This window comes from uncultured Marinobacter sp., assembly GCF_947488835.1.
Classification (GTDB): Bacteria; Pseudomonadota; Gammaproteobacteria; order Pseudomonadales; family Oleiphilaceae; genus Marinobacter.
On record NZ_CANLBK010000002.1, the window covers coordinates 464,102 to 488,041 of the forward strand.

24 protein-coding genes and 3 pseudogenes are annotated in these 23,940 nt (G+C 51.2%); 22 read left to right on the top strand and 5 right to left on the bottom strand.

Annotated elements, in window-relative coordinates; genetic code table 11:
- Window positions 1–32: 32 nt before the first annotated feature.
- From Q0824_RS11060 to Q0824_RS11080, 5 genes and pseudogenes are all read left to right on the top strand, one after another.
- On the top strand, window positions 33–845 hold the full coding sequence (locus tag Q0824_RS11060) for a VRR-NUC domain-containing protein (RefSeq protein ID WP_298450304.1): 813 nt from the start codon (window positions 33–35) through the stop codon (window positions 843–845).
- Window positions 846–880: 35 nt separating this feature from the next.
- Window positions 881–1,840, top strand: coding sequence for a type VI immunity family protein (locus tag Q0824_RS11065; protein ID WP_298450306.1), 960 nt, complete (start codon window positions 881–883; stop codon window positions 1,838–1,840).
- Entirely contained in the window at window positions 1,833–2,207 is a 375-nt protein-coding gene (locus tag Q0824_RS11070) for a hypothetical protein (RefSeq protein ID WP_298450308.1), read from the top strand. Before Q0824_RS11065 ends, Q0824_RS11070 begins: the two co-directional genes overlap by 8 nt.
- Before the next feature lie 76 nt (window positions 2,208–2,283).
- Window positions 2,284–3,251, top strand: a pseudogene (locus Q0824_RS11075) (RHS repeat-associated core domain-containing protein); the annotation flags it as partial.
- A 193-nt stretch (window positions 3,252–3,444) separates the two neighbouring features.
- Window positions 3,445–4,266, top strand: a complete 822-nt coding sequence (locus Q0824_RS11080; protein WP_298450310.1) for a hypothetical protein — start codon at window positions 3,445–3,447, stop codon at window positions 4,264–4,266.
- A gap of 95 nt (window positions 4,267–4,361) precedes the next feature.
- On the opposite strand, the gene Q0824_RS11085 is transcribed toward Q0824_RS11080, so the two are convergent.
- Window positions 4,362–4,652, bottom strand: coding sequence for a hypothetical protein (locus Q0824_RS11085; protein ID WP_298450312.1), 291 nt, complete (start codon window positions 4,650–4,652; stop codon window positions 4,362–4,364).
- Between the two features lie 34 nt (window positions 4,653–4,686).
- On the bottom strand, window positions 4,687–4,974 hold the full coding sequence (locus tag Q0824_RS11090) for a hypothetical protein (protein WP_298450314.1): 288 nt from the start codon (window positions 4,972–4,974) through the stop codon (window positions 4,687–4,689).
- A 43-nt stretch (window positions 4,975–5,017) separates the two neighbouring features.
- Here Q0824_RS11090 and Q0824_RS11095 point away from each other — a divergent pair, with 43 nt between their 5' ends.
- The 11 genes and pseudogenes from Q0824_RS11095 (at window position 5,018) to Q0824_RS11145 (ending at window position 15,038) form a co-directional block, all read left to right on the top strand.
- The gene (locus Q0824_RS11095) at window positions 5,018–5,392 is read left to right on the top strand and encodes a hypothetical protein (protein WP_298450315.1); all 375 of its coding nucleotides are present in this window, start codon (window positions 5,018–5,020) and stop codon (window positions 5,390–5,392) included.
- A gap of 124 nt (window positions 5,393–5,516) precedes the next feature.
- Window positions 5,517–6,032 (top strand): hypothetical protein, encoded by a 516-nt coding sequence (locus tag Q0824_RS11100; protein WP_298450317.1) that lies wholly within the window; start codon window positions 5,517–5,519, stop codon window positions 6,030–6,032.
- A complete protein-coding gene (locus tag Q0824_RS11105) occupies window positions 6,029–7,102 on the top strand; it encodes a hypothetical protein (RefSeq protein WP_298450319.1) in 1,074 nt (357 codons plus the stop codon). Before Q0824_RS11100 ends, Q0824_RS11105 begins: the two co-directional genes overlap by 4 nt.
- Window positions 7,103–7,615: 513 nt before the next feature.
- Window positions 7,616–8,758 (top strand): hypothetical protein, encoded by a 1,143-nt coding sequence (locus Q0824_RS11110; protein ID WP_298450321.1) that lies wholly within the window; start codon window positions 7,616–7,618, stop codon window positions 8,756–8,758.
- 756 nt (window positions 8,759–9,514) lie between these two features.
- Entirely contained in the window at window positions 9,515–10,312 is a 798-nt protein-coding gene (locus Q0824_RS11115) for a hypothetical protein (RefSeq protein ID WP_298450323.1), read from the top strand.
- Window positions 10,313–10,477: 165 nt separating this feature from the next.
- Window positions 10,478–10,585: a hypothetical protein gene (locus Q0824_RS11120; protein WP_298450520.1), complete on the top strand. Its 108-nt coding sequence runs from the start codon at window positions 10,478–10,480 to the stop codon at window positions 10,583–10,585.
- Between the two features lie 192 nt (window positions 10,586–10,777).
- Window positions 10,778–11,443 carry a hypothetical protein gene (locus Q0824_RS11125; RefSeq protein ID WP_298450325.1) on the top strand — a complete coding sequence of 222 codons (666 nt, stop codon included), beginning with the start codon at window positions 10,778–10,780 and terminating at the stop codon, window positions 11,441–11,443.
- A gap of 30 nt (window positions 11,444–11,473) precedes the next feature.
- Window positions 11,474–11,905, top strand: coding sequence for a hypothetical protein (locus Q0824_RS11130; protein WP_298450327.1), 432 nt, complete (start codon window positions 11,474–11,476; stop codon window positions 11,903–11,905).
- Between the two features lie 86 nt (window positions 11,906–11,991).
- Window positions 11,992–12,516 (top strand): hypothetical protein, encoded by a 525-nt coding sequence (locus Q0824_RS11135; RefSeq protein ID WP_298450329.1) that lies wholly within the window; start codon window positions 11,992–11,994, stop codon window positions 12,514–12,516.
- Window positions 12,517–12,680: 164 nt separating this feature from the next.
- A pseudogene (locus Q0824_RS11140) lies at window positions 12,681–14,117 on the top strand (RHS repeat-associated core domain-containing protein); the annotation flags it as partial.
- Window positions 14,118–14,612: 495 nt separating this feature from the next.
- Window positions 14,613–15,038 carry a hypothetical protein gene (locus tag Q0824_RS11145; RefSeq protein ID WP_298450331.1) on the top strand — a complete coding sequence of 142 codons (426 nt, stop codon included), beginning with the start codon at window positions 14,613–14,615 and terminating at the stop codon, window positions 15,036–15,038.
- A gap of 111 nt (window positions 15,039–15,149) precedes the next feature.
- On the opposite strand, the gene Q0824_RS11150 is transcribed toward Q0824_RS11145, so the two are convergent.
- Window positions 15,150–15,368, bottom strand: coding sequence for a hypothetical protein (locus tag Q0824_RS11150; RefSeq protein WP_298450333.1), 219 nt, complete (start codon window positions 15,366–15,368; stop codon window positions 15,150–15,152).
- Between the two features lie 121 nt (window positions 15,369–15,489).
- On the opposite strand from Q0824_RS11150, the pseudogene Q0824_RS11155 reads away from it, so the two are divergent.
- The 3 genes and pseudogenes from Q0824_RS11155 to Q0824_RS11165 form a co-directional block, all read left to right on the top strand.
- Window positions 15,490–16,233, top strand: a pseudogene (locus Q0824_RS11155) (RHS repeat-associated core domain-containing protein); the annotation flags it as partial.
- A gap of 430 nt (window positions 16,234–16,663) precedes the next feature.
- Window positions 16,664–17,005, top strand: coding sequence for a hypothetical protein (locus Q0824_RS11160; protein WP_298450334.1), 342 nt, complete (start codon window positions 16,664–16,666; stop codon window positions 17,003–17,005).
- Between the two features lie 60 nt (window positions 17,006–17,065).
- Complete coding sequence (locus Q0824_RS11165; protein WP_298450336.1) at window positions 17,066–17,437, top strand: hypothetical protein; 372 nt, start codon at window positions 17,066–17,068, stop codon at window positions 17,435–17,437.
- Here the strand turns inward: Q0824_RS11165 and Q0824_RS11170 are convergent.
- Window positions 17,431–19,308 carry an MFS transporter gene (locus Q0824_RS11170; RefSeq protein ID WP_298450337.1) on the bottom strand — a complete coding sequence of 626 codons (1,878 nt, stop codon included), beginning with the start codon at window positions 19,306–19,308 and terminating at the stop codon, window positions 17,431–17,433. The genes Q0824_RS11165 and Q0824_RS11170 overlap by 7 nt on opposite strands.
- Window positions 19,309–19,793: 485 nt before the next feature.
- On the opposite strand from Q0824_RS11170, the gene Q0824_RS11175 reads away from it, so the two are divergent.
- Window positions 19,794–20,744, top strand: coding sequence for a hypothetical protein (locus Q0824_RS11175; protein WP_298450338.1), 951 nt, complete (start codon window positions 19,794–19,796; stop codon window positions 20,742–20,744).
- A 316-nt stretch (window positions 20,745–21,060) separates the two neighbouring features.
- Window positions 21,061–22,407, top strand: coding sequence for a hypothetical protein (locus tag Q0824_RS11180; RefSeq protein ID WP_298450339.1), 1,347 nt, complete (start codon window positions 21,061–21,063; stop codon window positions 22,405–22,407).
- Between the two features lie 48 nt (window positions 22,408–22,455).
- Here Q0824_RS11180 and Q0824_RS11185 read toward each other — a convergent pair whose 3' ends face one another.
- Window positions 22,456–23,364 carry a DUF1853 family protein gene (locus Q0824_RS11185; protein ID WP_298450341.1) on the bottom strand — a complete coding sequence of 303 codons (909 nt, stop codon included), beginning with the start codon at window positions 23,362–23,364 and terminating at the stop codon, window positions 22,456–22,458.
- A 106-nt stretch (window positions 23,365–23,470) separates the two neighbouring features.
- On the opposite strand from Q0824_RS11185, the gene Q0824_RS11190 reads away from it, so the two are divergent.
- Window positions 23,471–23,911 carry a VOC family protein gene (locus Q0824_RS11190; protein ID WP_298450343.1) on the top strand — a complete coding sequence of 147 codons (441 nt, stop codon included), beginning with the start codon at window positions 23,471–23,473 and terminating at the stop codon, window positions 23,909–23,911.
- Window positions 23,912–23,940: the final 29 nt, after the last annotated feature.

Here is a 23,940-nt window from a genome sequence, read left to right on the forward strand (position 1 = left end):
GTAGTTTTGTCTGCTTTTGCAGCATCAATCCTATGAAGTCTAAAACTGGCCGTAATCTGAAACAGATGTGCGTAGATGCTTCCTTGGATGCAGCCAATACCGTAGCGGATACGGGTATTCGGCCCGAAGTAGGCTATTACATGCCAAGAGGCCCAGGTCAAATACCCAGGCCATTGATGCTAAAAGATAATATGGGCCAGGAAACCAACACGCCCATTCGTAATTTTGGCCACATGATCAACCGTATTCGTCGCCTTAAAACACCGGTTGCTGCGCTAGCGAAGGACGAGGTGGAATCTTACTCAAAAGGTGAGTTGCGAATTCCCGATGCAGTGGTACTTAAAGACCCATGCAAACCGCCGACTCAGGATAATTTACTGGGCGTTGTAGAGGTAAAATTTCGCGGGGATCGTTGGGGAAAAGGGCAAGCGGATGCTTATCGCGATATTGCGGGCTCGAGAGAGGGGCTGCGTGAGCTAAATGAGGAGACCTGCCAGTGCGATGGTACCGAGCAGCAACTTCTCCCCGAAGACAATTTACAACCCGCGCAAGCCATGTATGAGCAGGAAGAAGAGCATGGTTTTGGTGATGCGTTGTTGTTGGGCCTTGAGGTTGCTGTTATAGGCGTTGCGATGGCGGCTTTGGTTCTGGATGATGCCACGGGTATTGGCACGGCGGATGATTTCCTTTTAGTGCCACTCGGTACACGGATGGCCCTGCAAAGTGCACGCTTTGCCAGCGGTACGTCGACAGTTGTACGCGGTAGCAGCCAGGCTGTGCGGATCGTATCCGAACGTATGCATCTGCTACGACCCAGCCTTGAGCGAATCGGCGCTGCATTTTAGGCAAGGCGCAAAGACAATTTGAAAGGAGTTACACCGTGGATGAACTGAAACAATTAATGACGATAGAAGACGCCGACGGCGTAATGCTCAAGCTCAGCTTGAATGTGGAAATATACTTCCGGAACGCCTGGCAAGTTGAGCAGAGAGCTGCATTGCTATCGGTGTTTGATGAGTACCGTGCCTATTTTGGTGCGGACTTCAAATGGACCACCAACCCCAACACGGGGCGGTGGAAAAGCCTGAAAAAAACGCCGTATCCCTATCCCGAGGAATGGTTACCGGGCGTGCCTCAGGATGAAGCATGGGAATTCGTTTACCATGGAGGGGGGCGTAAAACAGATGCCTCCGATATTGACGTCGTATCATTTGGCAGAGGCGAGGTTGATGGGCACGAATCACCGGCCTCTATGGACAGCTACCTTTCCTATATTTATATGCATTTCCCCATCGATTTTTTCATGAACCGCGATGAAAAATTGCCAGCTGTGTTCCAGCGCTGGTGCAGCTTGCTTAATGCAGAACAAGCCTATGCCGGTTTCGGTCTTGCGATTTCTCACGGTTATGAAACCCGGGTTGATCCACTGGTCTTCCCCTTGGGGGAGCGGTTTGCGGGGCTGAATATTAGTGACGATATCGGTCACTCGAGGGAGCTTCTTAAGAGTATTAAAACCCCTAACTGGCTCACGGCTATCTGTCAGCCTTACGTCGATCAACTGGGTGGAGAGGCAGCACTGCGTGAGAAGCTGCCGAATGAGTGGCTCACCACATACACTGGCGGCCTGATCGTTCAAGCTGGTGACAAGCCATTACTGGGCGACCGGGAACAAGGGCTGGATGTACCGGCCTATCGACAAGCAGCACAGGTGCTGCGCCCTATTCGCTCGACGGATCACGACGGCATCGCCATGGGGCGGGTAGACAAAAAGCAAGTTTACAATGCACCCGAGTATCAGGCGTGGTTGGCCCGTTTTGACGGGGAGGCCAGCAATGACTGAAACACTGGATTTGGGATTGATGCCGGCGCAATGGTTTCCGGATATCGAGTTGGAATCGTTAACGGTTGAGGGCCGGTCTGTCAATATTGTTGGCGAAGGTGAATGGGCCTTGCAAGGTGACCTGGTTCTCTTCGAAGGCCGAGGCACGCTTACGCTGAACTTAAACGATGAACCGAACATTGAAATTTGGAATGGAAGCGAGTGGGAGGCGTTTCCGGCGGACTTGCTCAAGCATACAACCATTGTCACCTACCTGCAGTACGACAAGGTCGACAAGCAGGTAGTGGTGAACGCCCGGGTAGGGGATAAGGGCGCCAAAGCACACATTCAGGGCACGCTCTCAAGCGTTGAGTGGCTTCAGGAATAGGCCAGTTGTGAGAAAAGGGAAGCACCCATTGTGGATGAACTGAACCAGTTAATGACTATACAGCCGTAAGGTCAACCCGAATGGCCTGGTCCAACAGGAGACTGCGTTTGATGGTCATCGCACCGCCTACCAGTATGACCTCAATGGTCATCTGACGGAGAAGGCCGAGTACGGTACCTCCAGCTACGTACTTCAAACCACCACCTATGAGCGGGACTGTTGTCGGGCATCGACCTGAATGGCCAACCCCTGACCCGTCACCGAATGGCGTCTACCGGCGAGGAAATCGAACGTCAGCAAGGCGACCTGCTCAGTGCCTACGTTTACGATGAAGAAGGTCGACTAACTCAGCACCGAGTGCATCAAAGCCGTATCAAAGGCATTGCCGCCCAGCGGGACTAGCAGTACGCCCCCAACGGCAACCTCAAAAGTATCCAGGACAGTCGCAAAGGGCTTAGGCAGTACGTCTACGACCCGATGGATCGTTTGGTTGGCGTGCGGGGCGATCTCTATGAGCAACTCATACACGACCCGGCCGGCAACCTGTTGGAACAAAACCTGGGCGCTTCGAGTGGTCAAGCCGCCAATGTGCGCGGCAATCGGCTCACCATGCACGGTGACAGCCATTTTGAATACGACGAATTCGGCAACCTGATTGAGGAGCGGCGCGGCAAAGGCCAGAAACTGGTTACACGGTATACCTACAACTGCGAGCACCGGCTTGCGAGCGTAACAATGCCGGATGGCAGCACCTGGCACTACGAGTACGACGCCTTTGGTCGTCGTATCGCCAAAACCAACGGCCTGACTCGCACCGAGTTTCTGTGGCAGGGCGACCGACTCATTGCCGAAGAAACCGGGGATGACTATCGCACCTACGGGAATGTTGTTCAGCAGCAGGTTGCAGAGATCGACAACCCTCTCCGTTTTCAGGGCCAGTACCATGACCCCGAAACCGGTCTGCATTACAACCGGCATCGATACTACAACCCCAATACCGGCCGATTCATCACGCCCGATCCGATTGGCCTTGCGGGTGGGTTGAATAATTATCAGTATGTGCCTAACCCTACGGGGTGGGTGGATCCGTTGGGGTTGGCGGCACAAGAGAAACGTTCGCCTGATACCTCCATAAGCACTGAGCTTCAGGCGAGCCTTCGTTCGTTGCCTGACGGGAGCTATAGTGGCCGCTGTCAGGACAGGCAATGCTGAAGCTCAGGCAGGTGCGGTACTGGGGATGGTTGGTAGTAGCGGCCTAGCGGGAGTCAATGCCTACGGACTTTCTCGGACCGGCCAGTCGTTCTCTAAAGTTCTTGCCGCACGAGGAATGGATAGCAAGGGCGCAGCGTGGGCTATCGCTGGACGAAGTTTGTCCGGTCTGTTTGCCCGCTTGAACGTGGCTGGGCTGGTATTTACCGTGTTTGAGCTGGGTGGTACCTGGCTGTATAACCGACATAATTTGAGTGAGCGGGATAAGTGGTTGCAAACTACGCCATGGTCTAATGAGCCCATCCAGATCCATAACGGATCGCGTGAGGATTACTTAGCGGCTTTCCCCAGAATTGGCGAAAGTGTAACTCTTGAAAAGGTACCTGAAGAAAAAGGTGATCCAGTCAGATTGCAGCTTAATGTTCATAGTTTGCCACCTCAAAGTCTGGCAGAGCCCTTGGATGGTAAAGCCCAATACCGAGTGTCCATCGTCGCTTGGCAAGTTCAGCCCGGACGAAGAGGGAAGTTTTCTGTTCAGCCAGAAACCTGGGTCCCATGCACTGGAGCTATTCTTGGAAGTCTTGAGGCATCCGAGGATGCTGCTCATTTGCAACTGAATTTTCGCCCTCCGGTTCATGAAAAAACCAAGCATGGGGTTCGCACTAAGATCCTTGTCTTAATGGTGAAGCTGGAGGTGCTTCAGGAGGATGGGGCTTACACAGGTTCTGTCTATCTATTGAAGTCGGCCCCGGATAGTGCTTATCCGTTGACTCCTGTTCAGGAGGCGCCAAAAGCTAAAACCACCTGGTGGCGACTGCATCAGCCACTGATAATGACGGATGGATTTTAATGACTCGGAAAGCTAATCAGTCACAACAGTCCCCTCGCGTGGGACGCACTGAGCCTTTTCCCAGCGGCAAGCTGACCTTTTTGTCTCCTAAGCCTTTACCGACTGGCTTGCCGCCGGTGGATCATGGTCGTGCCGTAGGGGAGGTGAATGATAGTTTTCTCGATTTTGGGGCGGGAGCGACGTCGGTATTTGGCTGGCAAGCGACCATAGGCATACCCTTTTTTTGCTTTTTGCTTTTTGCTTTTTGGTTTTGTTCTCCCTTTCCTGGCTTTGCTTGGTGGGTTTGTTTTTGGAGATGGATGGGAAGATGCTCTATGGGGATGGCGAGTAACCTTTGAATTTGCCTTCTGGATTGCTGTTTGGGGAGGGCTTTTTGGTTTTGTCATGCTCTCTCTCCCTCGCTGGCAGGCATACGGGAAACTAAAATCCGTAATTCCGACCCGCTTCAACCGCCAACGCCGGGAAGTTTGTTTTGTGCCAGAAGGAGGGGGAACCCCAATCTTCGTTCCTTGGGAAGAGTTGGTCGCTTGGATTACAGAAGCACAGGGATTCACCGAATACGGCATCCAGCGCCAATATGGTTTTGGGGTTGGATTTTTTCATCCAGACACCGGTAAGAAATACATCCTGGAGTTTGAAACCTACGGCCAGTCCCAAGCTATCAGCACTTGGGAAGCGATCCGTGCTTACATGGAGTACGAAGTGCATACCCTAAAGGAAATCCAGGATCCACTGGACTTGCAGGGACCGGATGACCCACCCCCGGGGAGGCGTCCATGTGTTCCGTAATGCCCGAAAACGAGCCCACAATCAGTACCGAGAGGGCGATGTGGGCCTGTTTTATCTGGTTGGTTGGTACCTTTACCACATGATGACGCTTTGGACCGTTCCCAATCGACTGGTGGAATGGGAGGCTAAAAAGCTTAACACGATGAATCGTAGAGCCATGCCAGAATCGATGCAGCGCTGGTCCGAGCTCTTGCCGGAAAGTCAGTGGGCCAAGCCCAGTGATGAGCTGAAGCGTCAAAGCGAACGTGTCCGGGAGCTGCTAAAAGCCCATCCAGGGAAAAGCACGCTTGAAATATTTGCGCAGGTCAGTGATGAGTTTGATGCAAGGCTTTGTTGACCGCATGAGGAGCTTCAGGTGATGGCAGAACCGGGCAGCATCGTGCGTTGCAGCTCAGATATAAGTGCTTTGCCCGGAAGCCCCGAAAGGCGCAGCACAGCAGTATGCTGATCCTGATCCGTACTTGATTCACTCTGGCGAGCAACCGGCGCCTGATGATGTTATTACTCTGAAGACACCTTTAATCAGCAGGCTGAAAATCACAAGTAAATCCCTCTCAGAGGCGCTGTCCAACCCGTTCAGCCTTGTGGTGCAGGAAGATGCTTATTGGTCGTCATCAATGGCGTCCTCAGGCTCCGATAAGGTCGAGACAGATCAGGTACTGAGTGCGCAAATTACTGGAAGGCAGTCGCTTCCCCACCAATCGGCGGTTCGGTTTCTGGTAAAACGAGAAATATCTGAAAGTGACTACAGCCGTTTTGGGTATAGCCAGTCGATTACCACCAGTGTGAGAGTCGGGTTGCAAGCGGTGGTGGATACCGAGTTGGGACCACTCGTGTTCCCGGCACCTGTCCATGAGAACTATGAGGCTTTTAATAGAAAGCGCCATGGAACACCGCCACTGAAAAGCAGGTCGCTTATGAACCCATATTCGCAACCCGAGTCTCCTTACTGGTTCTTTACTGAGGTATTTGTGTGAGTAACAAGAAAGAGGCGTCGATTTTTACCGCGACTGTTTATAGGGGGAGCACCATTAACGCACTTCCGGAGAGCCCAAGAGAGCGCAATCGTTTTGGTGATGAATTGCAGCCGCTAGGTACCTACGCTGACGCCGACCCTTACCATCGGATTATTGAGGATGTGGATGCACTGCAAACGAACGAACAGACGGATCCTGAGTTTAAGAGTAAAGACTGGTGGTGGGATCATCAGAAAATTCGTTTTTTAAATGAGAAGCTGGGGTTCAAGTTTCTTCTCTTGCTACTGCCCTTCACGTGGATTTTCACCCTAATAATTGGCGGCGGAGCCGCTATTGTCTGGGGCTGGGTGCAACTGGCTGAAACATATGAGCTTCCAGCTCTTCTTCTTGTGTTGCTGTTATGTGTTCTTGGGCCGGGATGGTTGTTTTTTTCATTGTGGATCATCCCCCCAACCACCAACTGGCTCATGAGCACCGGTATCGGCTTTGTTATGAGGCCCTTTGAAAAAGGCATCAACAAAAAACTGGATCAGGTGTTCGAAGACGGTTGCAGCGAGTTCAACCGACAAACAGGTCAGATCCGGTTTGCCCTTGGGCGAAAACGCTTTTTCGAAGCGCCCTTCGTAGAGTTTGATGCCTATGTTGAGAGAGTCGTCCAGCAGGGTGGTATTTTCTACCGTTTGATGTTCGTGCATCGCTATACCCAGAAGACCTTCAATAAGCTGTGGTTCAGCGGCATTGAAGCCCAGAAAACCGAAGTTTACGCGCTGTGGGACATGCTTCAACGCTACATGGACGTGTCTCAGCCTCTGCCGGACGTCCCTCGCCTGGAGCCTTTCCGCCACCTGGATCCAGTGACTCGCGAACATGATGAAGAGATTGGACAGAACCCGCGCTACTGGCGTGACTTGAACCTGGAAGAATGGAAAACCCGTGAGGGCCTGGAAGTGCTTAGACGCCAACGAGAGTATCCGTGGGACAGTCGGGTGTGCAAACTGACACCCCAACTGGGCAGAATTTCGATGGAAGAGTATCGCCAGAAGCGCCCTGATGGCTCTTGGCCGATTTGAGACAAGGAGCCCGCTAATGGCCTGACCTTACGGCCAGGGAACTAACCGTGGCCAGCGGTGAGCCTGAGGGTCTTGCCAGACAGAGGGAGCTCAGCGGCGACACGCGGATCAATACAGTAAACAGAGATTAAAAATTAACTCAACTTCAGGGATGGTGAAAATGAGTGATTGTGTTGAAGCTACATGCACTGCCTGCAATGGTAGGAATCAACTTACTGCAGATCAGATGGAAATGCTTGGGAAATCCGAGCCTGTTGAGTGTTCCCAGTGTCGGGTATTGGTCAAGATTAAAGCTGATGCCGAATCAGAGCTAAAAGCAAAAGTATAGGTTTTAATACTAACAATTGGGGCGGCAACGGTTGGTGTGGTGGCGCTGATCAATATGTTTGGTGATGCCGCGTTCCCTACTTATTTTGTGGCGATTCCATTCATTTTGATTTCTGCAATCATGAGCTCAGCGCTGAGTGGTGGTGCTGTTCAGTTACAGAGTGTTGACGCTTCTGGTTGATGGGTATGGAAGCGCTTCTAGGCACGGAAGGCTACTCAGGGCGATCTATCTTGAAAAACACCGGTATGAGCGAGCTAAAATCGATGCCCGAAATCGAGGATAAGACATTTCGGCCCTTGGAAATTAGTCCTCTTCCGAAATCCCCAAAAGAGCGCACGCGGATCGGCGAGGAGCTTCAGCCATTTGGCAGCTATGCGGGCATTATCCCCTATCAGAGAACAATTCAAGACGCTGAAGTGCTTCAGGATCACGAAAAGACCGACCCTGAATTCACCTCCAAAGACTGGTGGTGGGATCACCATAAAATTCGGTTTTTGAATGGAAAGCTAGGCCTCAAATTCCTGTTATTAATTATTCCTCTTACTTGGGTGCTGTTTTTATGGTTCAGCGGGGTTGGAGTGATCTGTTGGGGGGCAGTAAAAATACTTGATCAACCCGGAATTTCAGACGTTATTGCCATAGTTGTGATGGTTGTTGGCTTTATTCTAACTTTATCCTGGTTTGCTTTCGCAATTTGGATCACGCCAGTCACCACCAACTGGCTAATGAGCACCGGACTCGGATTTTTACTCAAACCCTTCGAGAAAACCATCCACAAAAAGCTGGACGACACCCTCGAAGATGGCTGCAGTGAATTCAACCGCCTCACAGGCCAGGTTCGCATTGCACTAGGCCGAAAACGATTTTTCGAAGCACCTTTTGTGGAGTTTGATGCCTATGTTGAGCGGGTTGTTCAGCAAGGCGGCATCTTCTATCGACTCATGTTGGTACACCGCTACACCCAGAAAACCTTCAACAAGACCGCCTTCAGCACCGTTGAAGCGGAAAAGCACGAAGTTTTGGCCCTGTGGGATATGCTTCAGCGCTACATGGATGTGACCCAGCCCTTGCCAGATACACCGCGCCTGGAACCCTTTCGTCACCTGGATCCGGTCACTGCGGAACATGATAAGCAAACCGGTCGTAACCCCCGATTCTGGCGAGATCTGGACATAGAGGCCTGGAAGCAGGGAGAAGGGGTTGAGTGGCTAAAGCGACAAGCCGAGTATCCTTGGGGCAAGCGCAAGTGCAAACTTACGCCACAGTTGGGTAAGGTCACGATGGAAGAATATCGCCAAAAACGCCCAGCGGGCTCTTGGCCAATTTGAGACAAAGAGCCCGTTAATGGCCTGACCTTGCGGCAAGGGAACTAACCGTGGCCGGCGGGGAGCCAGAGGGTCTTGTTAGACAGAGGGAGTTCAGCCGCGGCACACGGATAAATACAGTAAACAGAGATTAAAAAATTAACTCAACTTCAGGGATGGTGAAAATGAGTGATCGTGTAGAAGCGACATGCACAGCCTGCGATGGTAGGAATCAACTTACTGCAGATCAGATGGAAATGCTTGGGAAATCCGAGCACTGTTGAGTGCTCCCAGTGTCGGGTGTTCGTCAAGATTAAAGCTGATGCCGGATTCTCTACTTATTTCGTGGCGATTCCATTCATTTTGATTTCTGCAATCATGAGTTCAGCGCTGAAGTTTTTGCTGTTCAGTTACAGAGTGCTGACGCTTCTGGTTAATGGGTATAGAAGCGGTTATATGACAAATCAATTGCATTCAAAAAGCTCTAACGCTGGACAAGTAAGCAAGTTCGCAAGTGGGAGCCAAACGTATCTGTCTCCTTTACCGCTGCCTACGGGCTTGCCACCTGCCGACCACAGTCAAATTTCAGCTGAGATACGCGACGGCTATCTGGAGCTAGGCGCCTTTACACCGAATATTTTTGGTTGGCAGCTCACTTTTTTGGCTCCCATGACAATGCTCCTTTTGGCTTGCGTTATTTTTCCCATCTTAATGTTTTTGACGGGACTAGTTTGGGGTGAAGGGTTTTCAGATGCGGTATTAACGTCTTTGGATGCGTTTTTGTTTAGCATTCCTTTTGGCCTCGCAATTTTGTTAGTAGGTTTGGTTATTGCCTTGGTTCCACGGCTTCATGCTTACTTCAAACTCAGGGGCGTTGTCCCCACCCGTTTCAATCGCCAGCGGCGAGAAGTCTGCCTGGTGCCTTCGGATTCTGATATTCCAGTCTTTGTACCTTGGGAGGATATTCAGGCATGGGTTATTCAAGCTCAGGGAACCACTCAGTATGGCGTTCAGCGTCAATACGGCTTTGGGTTTGGTGGCGTTGATCCAAGCACAGGCACAAGCACCAGCCTGGAGATTATGAGCGCGGGTCTGCCGTTAGCCATCAGTACCTGGGAAGCGTTGCGGGCTTATATGGAGTACGAGGTTAATAGCCTGGAAGAGATTCAGGTGTCACAAGAGCTGCAAAAGCCTGGCGATCCCCCCTGGGAAGGCGTTCATACTTTCTATAATGCGCGGGAGCGCATGCACCAGCGTCGTAGGGAAGGCGAGGTTAGTCGGTTTTACCCTTTCTTTTGGTACTGCTACCACCTGATTACTCTCTGGACTCTACCCAATCATTTGACAGAGTGGGAGGTGCGCAAGGTTCAGCGCCTTAACCGGCGGGCAACGCCAGAATCGATTCAGCTGTGGTCTGAACCGCTGCCTGAAGAACAATGGGCAAAGCCCAGTGACGAACTGAAACGCCAGAGCGAGCGGGTGCTTGAGCTACAAAAGGCCCATCCGGGGAAAAGCACGCTCGAAATATTTGCCCAAGTGAGTAAGGAACTCGATGCCGAGACGTCGGTGACGGCATGAATAGATGACCAGGAATGACTGGGATGATGAGGAACACGTTTAGCGGGGTTAAACATCGGTGACCGTATTGGTCACTCGAGTGAACTCCTCAAAAGTATCAAGACGCCCAATTGGCTCACCAAAGACGCTGGCGGCCTGATCGTTCAAGCCGGTGACAAGCCATTACTGGGCGACCGGGAACAAGGGCTGGATGTACTGGCCTATCGACAAGCAGCGCAGGTGCTCCGTCCTATTCGCTCGACGGATAACGACGCATCGCCATGGGGCGGGTAGCCAAAAAGCAAGTTTACAATGCAGCGGAGCATCAGGTCTGGTTGGCCCGTTTTGACGGAGAAGCCAGCAGTGACTGAAGCACTGGATTTGGAGTTGATGCTGGCGCAATGGTTTCCGGAGATCGAGTTGGAATCGCTAACGGTTGAGGGTCGATCTGTCTGAGGATCCCGTCATTAAAATGGATGTTTATCAATGAATGAGCACAAGGCCAAGTCAGACTTGCCACCTGGAGTCGGTCGCTCCGAAACCTTTCCGACCGGCAGGCTTACTTTTTTGTCGCCTAAACCGCTACCTACTGCTGCAGAACCTATCGATTATGGTCATGTGGTGACTGACATTGGTGAAAGTTGCCTTGACTTCGGTACGGGCGTTCCGCCGGTTTTTGGTTGGCAAGCGACCATAGGCATACCCTTTTTTTTCTTTTTGCTTTTGGCTTTTGTTCTCCCTTTCCTGGCTTTGCTTGGTGGGTTTGTTTTTGGAGATGGCTGGGAAGATGCTCTATGGGGATGGCGGGTAACCTTTGATTTTGCTTTCTGGATTGCTGTTTGGGGAGGGCTTTTTGGTTTTGTCATGCTCTCTCTCCCTCGCTGGCAGGCATACGGGAAACTAAAATCCGTAATCCCGACCCGCTTCAACCGCCAACGCCGGGAAGTTTGTTTTGTGCCAGAAGGAGGGGGAACCCCAATCTTCGTTCCTTGGGAAGAGTTGGTCGCTTGGATTACAGAAGCACAGGGATTCACGGAATACGGCATTCAGCGCCAATATGGTTTTGGGGTTGGATTTTTTCATCCAGACACCGGTAAGAAACACACCCTGGAGTTTGAAACCTACGGCCGGTCCCAAGCTATCAGCACTTGAGAAGCAATCCGTGCTTACATGGAGTACGAAGTGCATACCCTAAAGGAAATCCAGGATCCACTGGACTTGCAGGGGCCTGATGACCCTCCCTGGGAAGGCGTCCATGTGTTCCGTAATGCCCGAAAACGAGCCCATAATCGGTACCGAGAGGGCGAGGCGGGCCTGTTTTATCTGGTTGGTTGGTATCTTTACCACATGATGACGCTTTGGACCGTTCCCAATCGACTGGTGGAATGGGAGGCTAAAAAGCTTAACACGATGAATCGTAGAGCCATGCCAGAATCGATGCAGCGCTGGTCCGAGCTCTTACCGGAAAGTCAGTGGGCCAAGCCCAGTGATGAGCTGAAGCGTCAAAGCGAACGTGTCCGGGAGTTGCTAAAGGCCCATCCAGGGAAAAGCACGCTTGAAATATTTGCACAGGTCAATGATGAGTTTGATGCCAAGGCTTCGCTGACCGCGTGAAGGGTGTTTAGACAACTTCTAAACTAAACGACATGCCGTATCGCAGCTCAGGTATAAGTGCTTTTCCTGAGAGCCCCGAAAGGCGCATGTGCAGTGCCGAAGATCTTCAACCCGTCGGCGACTGCGCTGTGGTCGAAATCCTAATAAAAAACCTGCCCTGGATTATGGGCGCCTTTGCCCTTTTGCTAAGGCCCTTCGTCAAACTCCTCTCCAAGCTTCTGGATCGAGGCCTGGATGCGGGTGAAAGCTACTTCAGTCGCGAGACTGGTGAAGTGAGCTTTGCTGTGTCAGGGGGCAAAAAACTGACGGCCCCCTTTGAAGAGTTCGATGCCTATGTGGAGCGAGTGATCGAAGCGGGCGGTATGTTCTATCGCCTGATGTTTGTGCATCGCTACACCGGCAAGCAATTCAGTCAGACTTCCCTGAGCCGTGTTGAACCGGTGAAGGAAGAGGTGATGGCGCTGTGGGACATGCTCCAGCGGTACATGGATATATCCCAGCCTTTGTCCGATGTGCCAAGGCTGCAACCTTTCCGGCAGTTAGATCCAGTAGCGGCCAAGCATGATCAACGGATTGGTCGTATCCCCGTTTCTGGCGCGACATGGATATAGGCGCCTGAAAGCAGAGAGAAGGGACCGAATGGCTGAAGCGGCAAGCCGAGTATCCCTGGGACAGTCGGGTGTGCAAACTGACACCCCAGCCGGGTAGGATCTCGATGGAAGAATACCGCCAGAAGCGCCCAGCGGGCTCTTGGTCAATTTGAGACAAAGAGCCCGCAAATGGCCTGGTCTAACAGGAGACCGCGTTTGATGGCCATCGCACCGCCTACCAGTATGACCTCAATGGCCATCTGACCGAGAAGGCCGAGTACGGTACCTCCAGTGACGTGCTTCAAACCACCACCTATGAGCGGGACGCGCTCGGCCAGCTGCTGAAAAAGACGCTACCTGATGGCCGCGAGATTCAGTACGGCTATAACGCAGATGGCAAACTGATTGGGGTTGATGACGGCCACTGGCCTCTGGCTTTCGAGTACGACGAATTCGGCTTGCTGAAGACCGAACATCAGGGCTGGGCCACTCTCCGCTATAAGTATGACGATATGGATCGCCTGAGCGGCATGACGCTCCCCGATGGACAAGAATTGGCCTATCAACACGACAATGCCGGTTTGCTGTCGGGCATCGATCTAAACGGAAGTGCATTAACCCGCCACCGGCTCTCATCCACTGGCGATGAGATCGAACGCCAGCAAGGCGACCTGCTCAGTGCCTACGTTTACGATGAAGAAGGTCGGCTAACCCAGCACCGTGTACACCAAAGCCGTATCAAAGACATTACCACCCAACGGGATTACAAGTATGCTCCCAACGGTAACCTGAAAACGATTCAGGACAGCGCCAAAGGGCTGCGCGAATATGTTTACGACCCGATGGATCGTTTAGTCGGGGTGCGCGGTGATCTTTACGAGCAGCTGATCCATGACCCTGCAGGCAATCTACTGGAGCAGAGCGAGAGCGCCGCAAAGAACAAAGTCGCTAATGTAAAAGGCAATCGACTTACCATGCAGGGCGACTGCTTCTACGAATACGACGCTTACGGTAATCTGGTTGAAGAGCGCCGTGGCAAAGATCAGAAGCTAGTCACATGCTATACCTACAGTTGCGAACACAGGCTCACCAGCGTTACCAAACCGGATGGTAGCACTTGGCATTACGAATACGACGCCTTCGGTCGCCGTATCGCCAAAAGCAATGGCTTGGCCCGAACCGAATTTCTCTGGCAGGGCGACCGCCTGATTGCTGAGGAAACCGGGGATCAGTACCGCACGTACGTATATGAACCAGACACCTTTAGGCCGCTGGTCTTAGTCGATGGCTATGGCACCAAACAGTCAAACATTTACTACTACCATCTGGATCACCTGGGTACTCCTCAGGAACTGACTAACGCTAAAGGCGATGTGGTCTGGTCAGTAACCTATCGGGCTTACGGCAACGTGGTTCGTGCATTGGTTCAGGATATTGATAATCCAATCCGTTTTCAGGGCCAGTACCACGATATTGAAACCGGGCTGCACTACAACCGCCACCGCTATTACAATCCCAATACAGGGCGGTTTACAACGCCTGATCCGATTGGGCTTGCGGGCGGGTTGAATAACTACCAGTATGTTCCGAACCCAACGGGGTGGGTTGATCCGTTGGGCTTGGTAAGTGTTGCGAAGGACTCACCAGAAAGCGCTCCAAGAAGAGTATTTAGTCGTTCAGAAATGGAAGAGGAAATACTTGATAGAGTAGGAAATAACTTTAAGAATAGCCCTTTACGGCTAGAGTATGAGGCGGAAGTTTTAGGGCTATCTAAGTATACGGAGCAGCTTGTGCCAGGAATGTCCTTAACAGGTAAAAGAAATTTAGCATACGAGGCCAATGAAGCTAGAAGACAGCTCGGTGTTAAGTATAAGAATGCAACGCCCGGCCCTCTCAGAGATTTCATATATGACGTAAATAATGATCGATACAGCGATCCATTAGGGCCAACAGTTGAATTTTTAGTAGAACAAAAAGGTAAAACCTATACTGACATTGTTAATTCGGCATCTAGACCTAATCCAGATGTTGATAAATTACTCGGAGGGTTTAGTGTCTGGCTGAAGCAGCAGCCGGTTGAGTATGTTCGTAAACACAGCAATCTTGTTGGTTAGCATATGAAAGAATTCTATATCAGAAATAAAGTTTCGAAAAATAAATGTTTAAGATACAGCTGCGAATTTGGTCCCGTTGAAGAGGTAGATGTAGGCTCTGTATTATTAAATCCTAGGATGAAAGCGTGTTATGTGCGATTCTCGAAAGGGTTCTTGGGAGTCATAGGGTCAGTTTCTGGTCCAGTTTTATTTTTTAATGATCGTAGGTTTTATTTTTCGAATCCTAATTGGAATGTAAAAGTTGAGAATAAAAATGTGTTCTATTTATTTGAAAATGGAATTGAAGTTTTAAAAGAAAAGTATAATTCGCCCCCGTTGGACGAGCTTGATCCTTGGTCTGATGAGGAGTCTGAAGATTTTTTTATTTGGTTAGAAGCAAAAAGAAATGATGAGGAGTTTATGGAAATGTGGACGTTGTGTAAGGTCTGATTAACGCATGAGGAAACCCTTGTTAACTCAGTTTGAGTCCAAGTGTAATCCTCCCGTTTTTAACCCTCTACTCAACAAGGCGGAAGAAAATGGAGGGGTTACACAAGCAGCTCACTGACCACTCCCGCTCAAACCTTTAACCCGCTGCTCCAGCATCTCGGCATTCGCCTTTTCTGCCGAAACCGGCTCGCCAGCCGCCAATTCGATCCGCGACCAGAACCGTTTCGGAAGGTGGCTCAGTGCTGGCCCGCGGCAGTGGCTGAAAAAGCTACCCCAGGGCCCGCTTAGCGCCATGGGCACAACCGTTACAGGCCTGCGCTGCAGGAACATCTCTACGCCATTTTTGACGGTGCCTATTTCCCGTCAGAAGTCAGCTTCCCTTCCGTGAAAATACACACCACGTTTCCAGCATCCAACTCTTTGTCGATGCGCTTCAAATGAGCAACTCATACACGACCCGGCCGGCAACCTGTTGGAACAGAATTTGGGCCCTTCGACTGGTCAAACCGCCAATGTGCGCAGTAACCGGCTCACCATGCACGGTGACAGCCATTTTGAATACGACGAATTCGGCAACCTGATTGAGGAGCGGCGCGGCAAAGGCCAGAAACTGGTTACTCGGTATACCTACAACTGCGAGCACAGGCTTGATAGCGTCACAACGCCGGATGGCAGCACTTGGCACTACGAGTACGATGCCTTTGGCCGCCGTATCCCAAAAACCAACGGCCTGATTCGTACTGAGTTTCTGTGGCAGGGCGACCGACTCATTGCCGAAGAAACCGGGGATGATTATCGAACCTACCTTTACGAACCCGACAGCTTCAAACCCCTGGCGCTGGTTGAGGGCCACGGCCCGGATGAAGCCAAGGTTTATTACTACCACCTGGACCATTTGGGAACGCCCCAGGAACTGACCAATCAACAGGGCCAACTTGTCTGGTCAGTCACCTACCGAGCCTACGGGAATGTTGTTCAGCAGCAGGTTGCTGAGATTGATAACCCACTGCGCTTCCAGGGCCAGTACCACGATGTGGAAACCGGTCTGCATTACAACCGTCATCGCTACTACAACCCCAATACCGGGCGATTCATCACGCCGGATCCGATTGGCCTTGCGGGTGGGTTGAATAATTATCAGTATGTGCCTAATCCTACGGGGTGGGTGGATCCGTTGGGGTTGGTGAGCAAAAAAGGTGACTGTCCCGGTCCATCAAATCTGAAAGTTCCATTAGATGAATATAATGCAATCCGAGCCCGCTCTTTGGTTAATCCGGAATCGGACACGTTGGTTCTTGGTAAGTACACTCCTACAGTAACGAACGGTGTTGAGGACTGGAGGACACCTGGTGCAGACTCGTATATCACTATGGCGGAAAAGGAGGGGGCGTCATATTTTTCGCTAGGTTCCGAGTGGGGGACTATTCAAAATAAGTATGATTTGTCAGATCAGGAGATGTTTGATCTTTTTAATGTTCCCGTGCTGGACGATGCATATAGAAATGGAAAACTTGTGAAGTTTTCTCATGATCCACGAGAGTATGATGGGTTTATCAGGCAAGAGTGGAATTACATTAAAAAGCACTACAGCGTAACGCACCTAGTCAAGAGCAAGGGCTTTTACCATGCCAAATGATACTAACGTAAAAATAGCAGAGAAACTGATAAAAGACTTATCTGTGTTTTTTGAAGATGCTGGTGATGACTTCGTTATAATCGAATCAACAGACTATCCAATGATGATGGTGCAAATAGAATTTACAGTATATAACTATTTTTTGGCGAGGTTGACGCTACAGAGTAAATCGATATCGTTTTCAATTATGAATTGTGGGCAGTGTTTGAAAGTCACTCAAGGAATGGTACCGCTTGAAAACCTTGCAAATGAAGTGGCGGAATTCGACGAGAATATTAGGCTTCGGATACCAGATAAATACCTTTCTGCAAAGCCATGGATCAGAAATTGATGGCAGGTGTAAGCCAGGGGCTGCAGGTATATGCACGCATGTTCTGAGCGAGGAAACCTTATGCTCGGTACACATCGTGTGACCTATGACGGGGATAATTCAAAAATAACGTGGGAGTACAACGGAAGTAGGCAATCCATCGAGCTAAAGGCCGCAAATCAATATGCTTTGGATGAACAAACTGGTTTTATTATTGTCCTCACTGGTGCCCACGTAGTGCCTGATAATTTATACCTCATCAGTGTCGAAGATGGGAGTTGTAAGTCGGTGCAACAGCCATCAGGTTTTGCCTTCTATTACCTCACCAATCATTCAAAGCTGGGGGTATCGGTTGTATGTGTATCAGACGATCCGGTGGAAGGCTGGCGTGACTGGCATTTTTCATTCGACCCTGCATCCAATAACTTAATCAGAGCCATCCCAGCTCACTGACCACTCCCCCTCAAACCTTTAACCCGCTGCTCCAGCATCTCGGCATTTGCCTTCTCCGCCGAAACCGGCTCGCCAGCCACCAATTCGATTCGCGACCAGAATCGTTTCGGTAGGTGGCTCAGTGCCGGCCCGCCGCAGTGGCTGAAAAAGCTACCCCAAAGTCCCCGCAGCGCCATAGGCACAACAGGCACGGGCCTGCGCTGCAGGATAATTTTAACGCCGTTTTTGAAGGTGCCCACTTCGCCGTCAGATGTGAGCCGGCCTTCCGGGAATATACACACTACATTGCCAGCATCCAGCTCTTCGTCTATGCGGTCGAAAGCTGCGTCGTAAATCTCAGGCACTTTAGCCTTGGGGCCGATGGGAATGGTTTTGGCGAGCCTGAACAGGGCACCAAGAATGGGCATTTTGAAGATCTGGTGGTCCATCACGAATCGGACCGGGCGGCGTACCGCGCCAGCGATTACAAGCGCGTCCATGTAAGTTACATGATTGCAAACCAGCAGCACCGGGCCTTCTTCCGGAATCTGGCGAAGGCCTTCATGGCGCACACGGTAGATGGTGTGTGACAGTATCCAAACGATAAACCGCAAAGCGAATTCCGGAACCTGCTGGTAAACGAAGCCAGCTACGATCAGGTTCATGATGGAGAGCACCAGAAAGAACTCTGGAATACTGAGTCCGATCACGCCCAGCATTAAAATACCCATGCCAGCGCTGACTACCATGAATAGTGCGTTGAATACGTTTAGTGCCGCAATTACGCGGGCCCGCTGGGGTTCCGGGGTTTGTTGTTGTACAAAGGCATAGAGCGGCACGATAAACAGGCCGCCAAAAAAGCCTATGCCCAGAAGATCAATGGCCAGTTGCCGGTGTTGGCTGTCGGTGACGAGCATCCACCAGTCGGTCGGCACAGGATTGGCGGGCATATTGAAATACAGGTCAAGCCCGAACAGGCTGATGCCCAAAGAGCCGATGGGCACTATACCCAGTTCAATGCGGTGCCCGGATAGGCGTTCGCACGCCACGGAGCCCAGTGCGATCCCAATGGTGAATACGGCGAGCAGCAAGGTGACAACGGTTTCGTCGCCCATCAGGTCGGTTTGCGCGAAGCTGGGAAACTGCGTGAGGTAAGCAGCGCCTAGAAACCAGAACCAGGAAATGGCCATGATGCACAGCAGTACGGAGTGGTTCTCGGCCGCCAGTCGCATCAGGTTCCAGGTTTCTTGCAGAGGCCGGAAGCCAATTTTCATATGCGGGTTGGTTGAGCCCGTCACCGGAACTTGTCGTGCGGCCAGATAACCAACAATGGCAAGAGCCACTACTCCGAACGCGGCCAGTTTCTCCGGCTGCTCGCTGCCCATTAACAAGCCAGCTGCAAGCGTACCCACCAGGATTGCAACGAAGGTGCCCATTTCTACCAGAGCATTGCCGCCTACGAGTTCATCATTTGTGAGCACCTGGGGCAGGAGGGCGTATTTGACCGGCCCAAAGAAGGTGGATTGCATGCCCATCAGGAATAGTAACAGCAGTAGAGCTTCATACCATCCGTGCCAGAGGCCAACGGCGGCCAGCACCATGATGGCAATTTCCGCCAGTTTTACCCATCGGATAACCTGAGATTTTTCGTACTTGTCGGCTAGCTGGCCAGCAATGCCCGAGAACAAAAAGAACGGCACAATGAACACGAAGGCTGCGATATTCACCGCCACATCAATCGACAGGCCCATCAAGCCGCCTGCGGTATAGGTGATTAAAAGCAGCAGGACATTGCGGAACAGGTTGTCGTTGAAAGCGCCGGAAAATTGCGTGAGGAAAAACGGCAGGAACCGGCGCTTTGAAAGCAGCCGAAACTGGCTGTGATCGTCCATGATGTTTATCCCTTATCAATACTTGGGTCGCGAATCTGCCATAAACCGGATCGCTACGCAGGGTGTTGGCTTGTGTTTATTCCGGTAGGTCGCACGCGTAAATTACGTAACTTTTGCTCAGCCGATCGTGAATCAGACGACCGCTCAAAAAGGCATTAATGAGCCAAATTGCATTCCATAGCAGCGCGGTAGTAAATATGAATATCAGCAAGCGTGCAAGGCCTCATGGCGGCCTCCGCGAATAAGTAGCGCATCCTGTTCTTCAGCCTCTTGCGGGTCCGGGTGAGCAATAAACTTGTCGGCCCTGGGTGGTGGCGCCTCTTTTGGTCGAGCGGTTGGACGGCTCTCATTGATAAATTCAGGGTCGTATTCAACGCAGTCGGGCAGGAGCGTTATTTTATCGAAAAATCGCTCCCTTGTTGGTACTCTTCCGCCCCGGTGATTCACTAGGCACTCGTGATAGGGTGCTTTCAAGGAGAGCAAGGATGCCCAAATTTTACTGTCTTATTTCGCTGCTGTTTATGGCTGCATGTAACCCAGTTCAGGACTTTTCCCGGCTGACGTTCGATATACCTGTCCAAGCCAATCGGGGCTATACAGGGTCAGACCCGGAAAAGGTAAATCTGACCTACGCCATGAGCATAATTAACCTGCTCAAGGAACATGATATCGATCCCAAAGCGGTCAAAATGCGGGTTGATCGAGAGAATAGCCATGCAGTAATTCTCAGTATTCACGAAAGTGGCTCACATGAAGAAAAATTGGAGAGCTTTGAGGGAGCTTTAAAGGACATTGTTCATGCGCGAGGGATTTTGCCGCTGAAACTCACGCTCAATGTCTATCCGCCATCTCCGGACAAGGCTGGTTCTGGCTCGAAAACCTTGGAGGTGTTACATGGACGTGAGGTGGAGGTGAGTCTGGAAGGTCTGGGGTTAAGTCACACCTACGGAATGGCGGAGACACTACAGGATGCTTTCTCAGGCACCCAGCCACAGGCAGAAGCCTTCTGCTCCGTGACTGCAAAATTGAGCCCGGCGCTTCCTTTTACCTATTTGCAAGAGCGTGCCCGTGGGGCTGGTGAAAACGGACGCTTCACAGCATCCACAAAATCCTATTCTGGCGAGTTTCATGCGGATCTTGTTTTTAATGATGAGAACATGCGTAAGATGGTGGAAAACCAGGATGTGTTGCTTGCCATGCCATTTGATAGCAGTGCCAAGGTGAGTATGTTCAAAGGGCATCTGAACCAGATTGCTCTGCATATTGGGTCTGTGGGGACTTTCGATTTCAGTCATGCAGGGGTCGATAGTGTCACTCGTTCCAGATTGCGAAACCGCTGCGAGGATCTGGCGGTAAAGATGGGCAGGCCCTTCACCTTTGTGATAGGTGACAGCCTGGACCGCTTGGCATCGGTAAGTTCGCTTCTGCCCCATTGAAAGTTACGGGAGACTGCCGGGTAAGCTCAAGGCAAACATCCCACATTGAGTTCGCGAGGTGATAGCTCTATAATTCCGCCGTTTTAGCAGCGTGATGACCCATGGAGGGGACAGAGACGATGAGGGAATCCCGCGCCACTCTTGCGGAAGATGCCTACCTGCCGGATATGTTCCGGGACATGCTGCTGCGTGATCCCAGTATTATGTCGACCTTTCAGCTAGTCCAGTCAGGGTTCCCTCTGGTCCGCTCACCCGGGCTTTCATCAATTGAAACTATTAGGTTTATGCGATCGGCGGGGAAAGCGTCGGCACTGACATGATTGTGGCATTTAAAGTATTTAATATATTATTCTTTTTATACGCCTTGTATAAAGTAACGACCATTTTCTACACCTCCGTATGGTGGCGAATCCATCGGCGCTCTGATGTTAAGTTGGCAACCGAGCTTAAGAATAATTCTCAACCCCTTTATCACTTGACTGATTCGCAGCTCAATCTCTTGGCACGCCTGCTGAAGAGAGAAGGCATTTACGAGAAAAAACGCTTTGATAAGCAGCTTTTGAGCGCAGAAGTTTACTGCATTGAAAATGCCGACATTACGAAAAAGGACTGGTTGAAAAGCAATTCAGAGCTTTGTGTTGCCCACAAGGTTAACGGTTTTGAATTGTTTATTCCCGGGCGATTTAAGTTTATTGAGATGCCAGAACCGATTAAAGAAATCAGGGTGGTATTTTATGGCCACATTGCCGTACTTGTGGAAGCGCCGGGCCTTTTCGATATTTATCAGGAAGAAGAGGAGGCCTTGCCGTATGAGCCTTATGTCAGAGTAACAAAAACACCAGTTGCCTTATGGCATGACGTTAGTGCTCAGGACGCCCGGTTTAATATAAAGGGGGCTGGTGAGGGATGGATCACAGAGCCGTTAGGCAACTCTGGCTTACTGGTTTATCGCCGGAATCCGGTGATTGAGGGAATACTTTTTGTTACTGCCGTTTCCGGCGGGCTTTCTGCCTTGGTCGCTGGAATTGCCTGTATTGCAGCGGGTGATGCCTTAGGCTTGCCGAGCTTCTTTTTTCTCTGGGCAGCCATCTGGTTTTTACTTGTTCTTTTGTTCTGCGTTTATGAGGTGCGCCTCGTCAACAGAGAGCCTGTGATACTCGCAGACAGACATACAAAATCATTAAGGATCTTTGATACCGAAAATGTATGCTCGGAACTTAAATGGGATGAGATCTGGCTACGGTTTCAAAACGAATCCGGCTGGCCCGTCGGTGGAATGATGGAGGTGTTGAATGCTGCACATATCCATATTTATCGTGGAGATGTGATGATTGAGCCGATTATTTCAATGAGGGTTCCCTACTACCAATCATCTTTTGCAGTGTGGAATAGTATTTCCGGGTTTATGCAAAATGACTTTCAAGGGGAAGATGGCACTTTCGAGATAGGAAATGACGGTAGTCGGAAAAGTGTATTGGTTTCAGGTTGCCGGCGGTTCGTTGGCCACGTTAAGAATAATTACCTGAGCAAGGGCCTTGCCGCGCAGTTTGGGTGGGCTTTGGTAACGTTCGTCACCATGGGACCTTTTCCCTTTTTGGTGGCGGAATTGATAGCCAGGCTGAGATTTCGTCGGGCATCGCGTAGCTGTATGGATTTATCCTAAGCACCGTAGGCTGTTTGCGTGGACAGTTACAATGGTCTACTCCCAGCGCTATTCCCGATTGCGCGGCCAACCCTCCGGCACCACAAACACGCGGTCCACCTCCTGCCAATTACCGGCCGGCCGGTCTTCCCGCAGCACGGCAAACAGCTGCGGAATACACCTGTCTTCTACTCGCCTAAGAGCATCCATAGCAAGTTCGGCATCTGGCTTCTCGCCCTGAAACCAGCCGCCAATCCAGTGTGGTTTATTGAGTACAACCCAATGCGAGGTGTCTAATACTTTTGCGTGGCAAACGTACAGCCATCGCCCACGCAGATGCTCGCTGGGAACATAATCCGGCGCTGTTGCCTGCGGCGCATCGGGATAGAACAAATACCCCGGCATGAAAATTCGCGGTGTCAGCGGTCCGGTAATACCGGCTTCGGAGAGCATTGCGAGTGTTTCCGGCAACCATGTGCGCCTGCTTTGTTGTTCGAGCAGGCTGGTCGTTTTTATGTCCAGGCGGTCTCTGGCATTGGGGCCGTACCATAGGGTTGTCCCGTTGGGCTCTGGCATGCCAAGGTAAAACTTGATGGCGATTTCGTGGTGTTCAACGCGGTCTTCTGCACGATTGTGCACCACGAAATCCAGCTCTCCGATGGTGTGCCCGGCAGATTGTATCTGTTGGTTCTTCATCAAAATGGGCCAGCCGAGCAGGTCGTCCAACAAAACCTGATACAGCCGCTCGAAATAGAATCCCAGCCTGCGCTGTGGCGGCTCCCTCAATAACGGAGGTGCAGCCTCAGGATCTTTATCCCATAGCTTAAGCAGGTCAGGATAGTTCGAAGGCAGATACTCTGCAGGCTCAAAAATGATCGGCGAATGCATCAGTTGCGGTGCCTGGCACAACCAGGCGAGGTGGTTGATCGCTGGCGTTCGGTAAGGCCTGGTCAGTTCCGGCTTGAGGTTTGCGTCCATCCGTCCAGAATACCGTAAACTGTGAGGTAATAAAGATGCGGCAGTTCCGTGCCAGTCAAAACGCAGGGTTCACCGCTTGAAGCAAAAGGATACGGAAGGAGCAAGTATGCAGTACCTACATACGATGATCCGCGTAAGCGATCTTGATAAATCCCTGCATTTTTTTTGTGACTTGCTGGGTATGGTCGAGATCGACCGAAGAAGCAGTGAGAAAGGCCGTTTTACGCTCGTGTTTCTCTCAGCGGCAAAGGACGAAGCTCAAGCGCGCGAGCATAAGGCGCCTACGCTGGAGCTGACCTATAACTGGGATCCGGAAGAGTATGACGGTGGTCGTAACTTTGGCCATCTGGCTTACCGAGTGGATGACATCTATGCGCTTTGTGAGTCGCTGCAGGCCGGTGGCGTTACGATCAACCGCCCACCACGGGATGGGTACATGGCGTTTATCCGTTCACCAGACAATATTTCCATAGAGTTACTACAGAAAGGCGAGCCGTTGGCGCCTAAAGAGCCTTGGGTCAGTATGGAGAATACCGGCAGCTGGTGAGTGCGGTATGCCCGCCGGAATTGCAGATA

What these genes read in the sequence shown, in the direction of transcription:
- Q0824_RS11060 (WP_298450304.1), top strand. Translation starts at nt 33, where the DNA reads ATGAAGTCTAAAACTGGCCGTAATCTGAAACAGATGTGCGTAGATGCT.
- Q0824_RS11070 (WP_298450308.1), top strand. Translation starts at nt 1,833, where the DNA reads ATGACTGAAACACTGGATTTGGGATTGATGCCGGCGCAATGGTTTCCG.
- Q0824_RS11080 (WP_298450310.1), top strand. Translation starts at nt 3,445, where the DNA reads ATGGTTGGTAGTAGCGGCCTAGCGGGAGTCAATGCCTACGGACTTTCT.
- Q0824_RS11085 (WP_298450312.1), bottom strand. Translation starts at nt 4,652, where the DNA reads ATGACAAAACCAAAAAGCCCTCCCCAAACAGCAATCCAGAAGGCAAAT.
- Q0824_RS11090 (WP_298450314.1), bottom strand. Translation starts at nt 4,974, where the DNA reads ATGCACTTCGTACTCCATGTAAGCACGGATCGCTTCCCAAGTGCTGAT.
- Q0824_RS11095 (WP_298450315.1), top strand. Translation starts at nt 5,018, where the DNA reads ATGACCCACCCCCGGGGAGGCGTCCATGTGTTCCGTAATGCCCGAAAA.
- Q0824_RS11110 (WP_298450321.1), top strand. Translation starts at nt 7,616, where the DNA reads ATGGAAGCGCTTCTAGGCACGGAAGGCTACTCAGGGCGATCTATCTTG.
- Q0824_RS11125 (WP_298450325.1), top strand. Translation starts at nt 10,778, where the DNA reads ATGAATGAGCACAAGGCCAAGTCAGACTTGCCACCTGGAGTCGGTCGC.
- Q0824_RS11135 (WP_298450329.1), top strand. Translation starts at nt 11,992, where the DNA reads ATGTGCAGTGCCGAAGATCTTCAACCCGTCGGCGACTGCGCTGTGGTC.
- Q0824_RS11145 (WP_298450331.1), top strand. Translation starts at nt 14,613, where the DNA reads ATGAAAGAATTCTATATCAGAAATAAAGTTTCGAAAAATAAATGTTTA.
- Q0824_RS11150 (WP_298450333.1), bottom strand. Translation starts at nt 15,368, where the DNA reads ATGTTCCTGCAGCGCAGGCCTGTAACGGTTGTGCCCATGGCGCTAAGC.
- Q0824_RS11160 (WP_298450334.1), top strand. Translation starts at nt 16,664, where the DNA reads ATGCCAAATGATACTAACGTAAAAATAGCAGAGAAACTGATAAAAGAC.
- Q0824_RS11165 (WP_298450336.1), top strand. Translation starts at nt 17,066, where the DNA reads ATGCTCGGTACACATCGTGTGACCTATGACGGGGATAATTCAAAAATA.
- Q0824_RS11170 (WP_298450337.1), bottom strand. Translation starts at nt 19,308, where the DNA reads ATGGACGATCACAGCCAGTTTCGGCTGCTTTCAAAGCGCCGGTTCCTG.
- Q0824_RS11175 (WP_298450338.1), top strand. Translation starts at nt 19,794, where the DNA reads ATGCCCAAATTTTACTGTCTTATTTCGCTGCTGTTTATGGCTGCATGT.
- Q0824_RS11180 (WP_298450339.1), top strand. Translation starts at nt 21,061, where the DNA reads ATGATTGTGGCATTTAAAGTATTTAATATATTATTCTTTTTATACGCC.
- Q0824_RS11185 (WP_298450341.1), bottom strand. Translation starts at nt 23,364, where the DNA reads ATGGACGCAAACCTCAAGCCGGAACTGACCAGGCCTTACCGAACGCCA.
- Q0824_RS11190 (WP_298450343.1), top strand. Translation starts at nt 23,471, where the DNA reads ATGCAGTACCTACATACGATGATCCGCGTAAGCGATCTTGATAAATCC.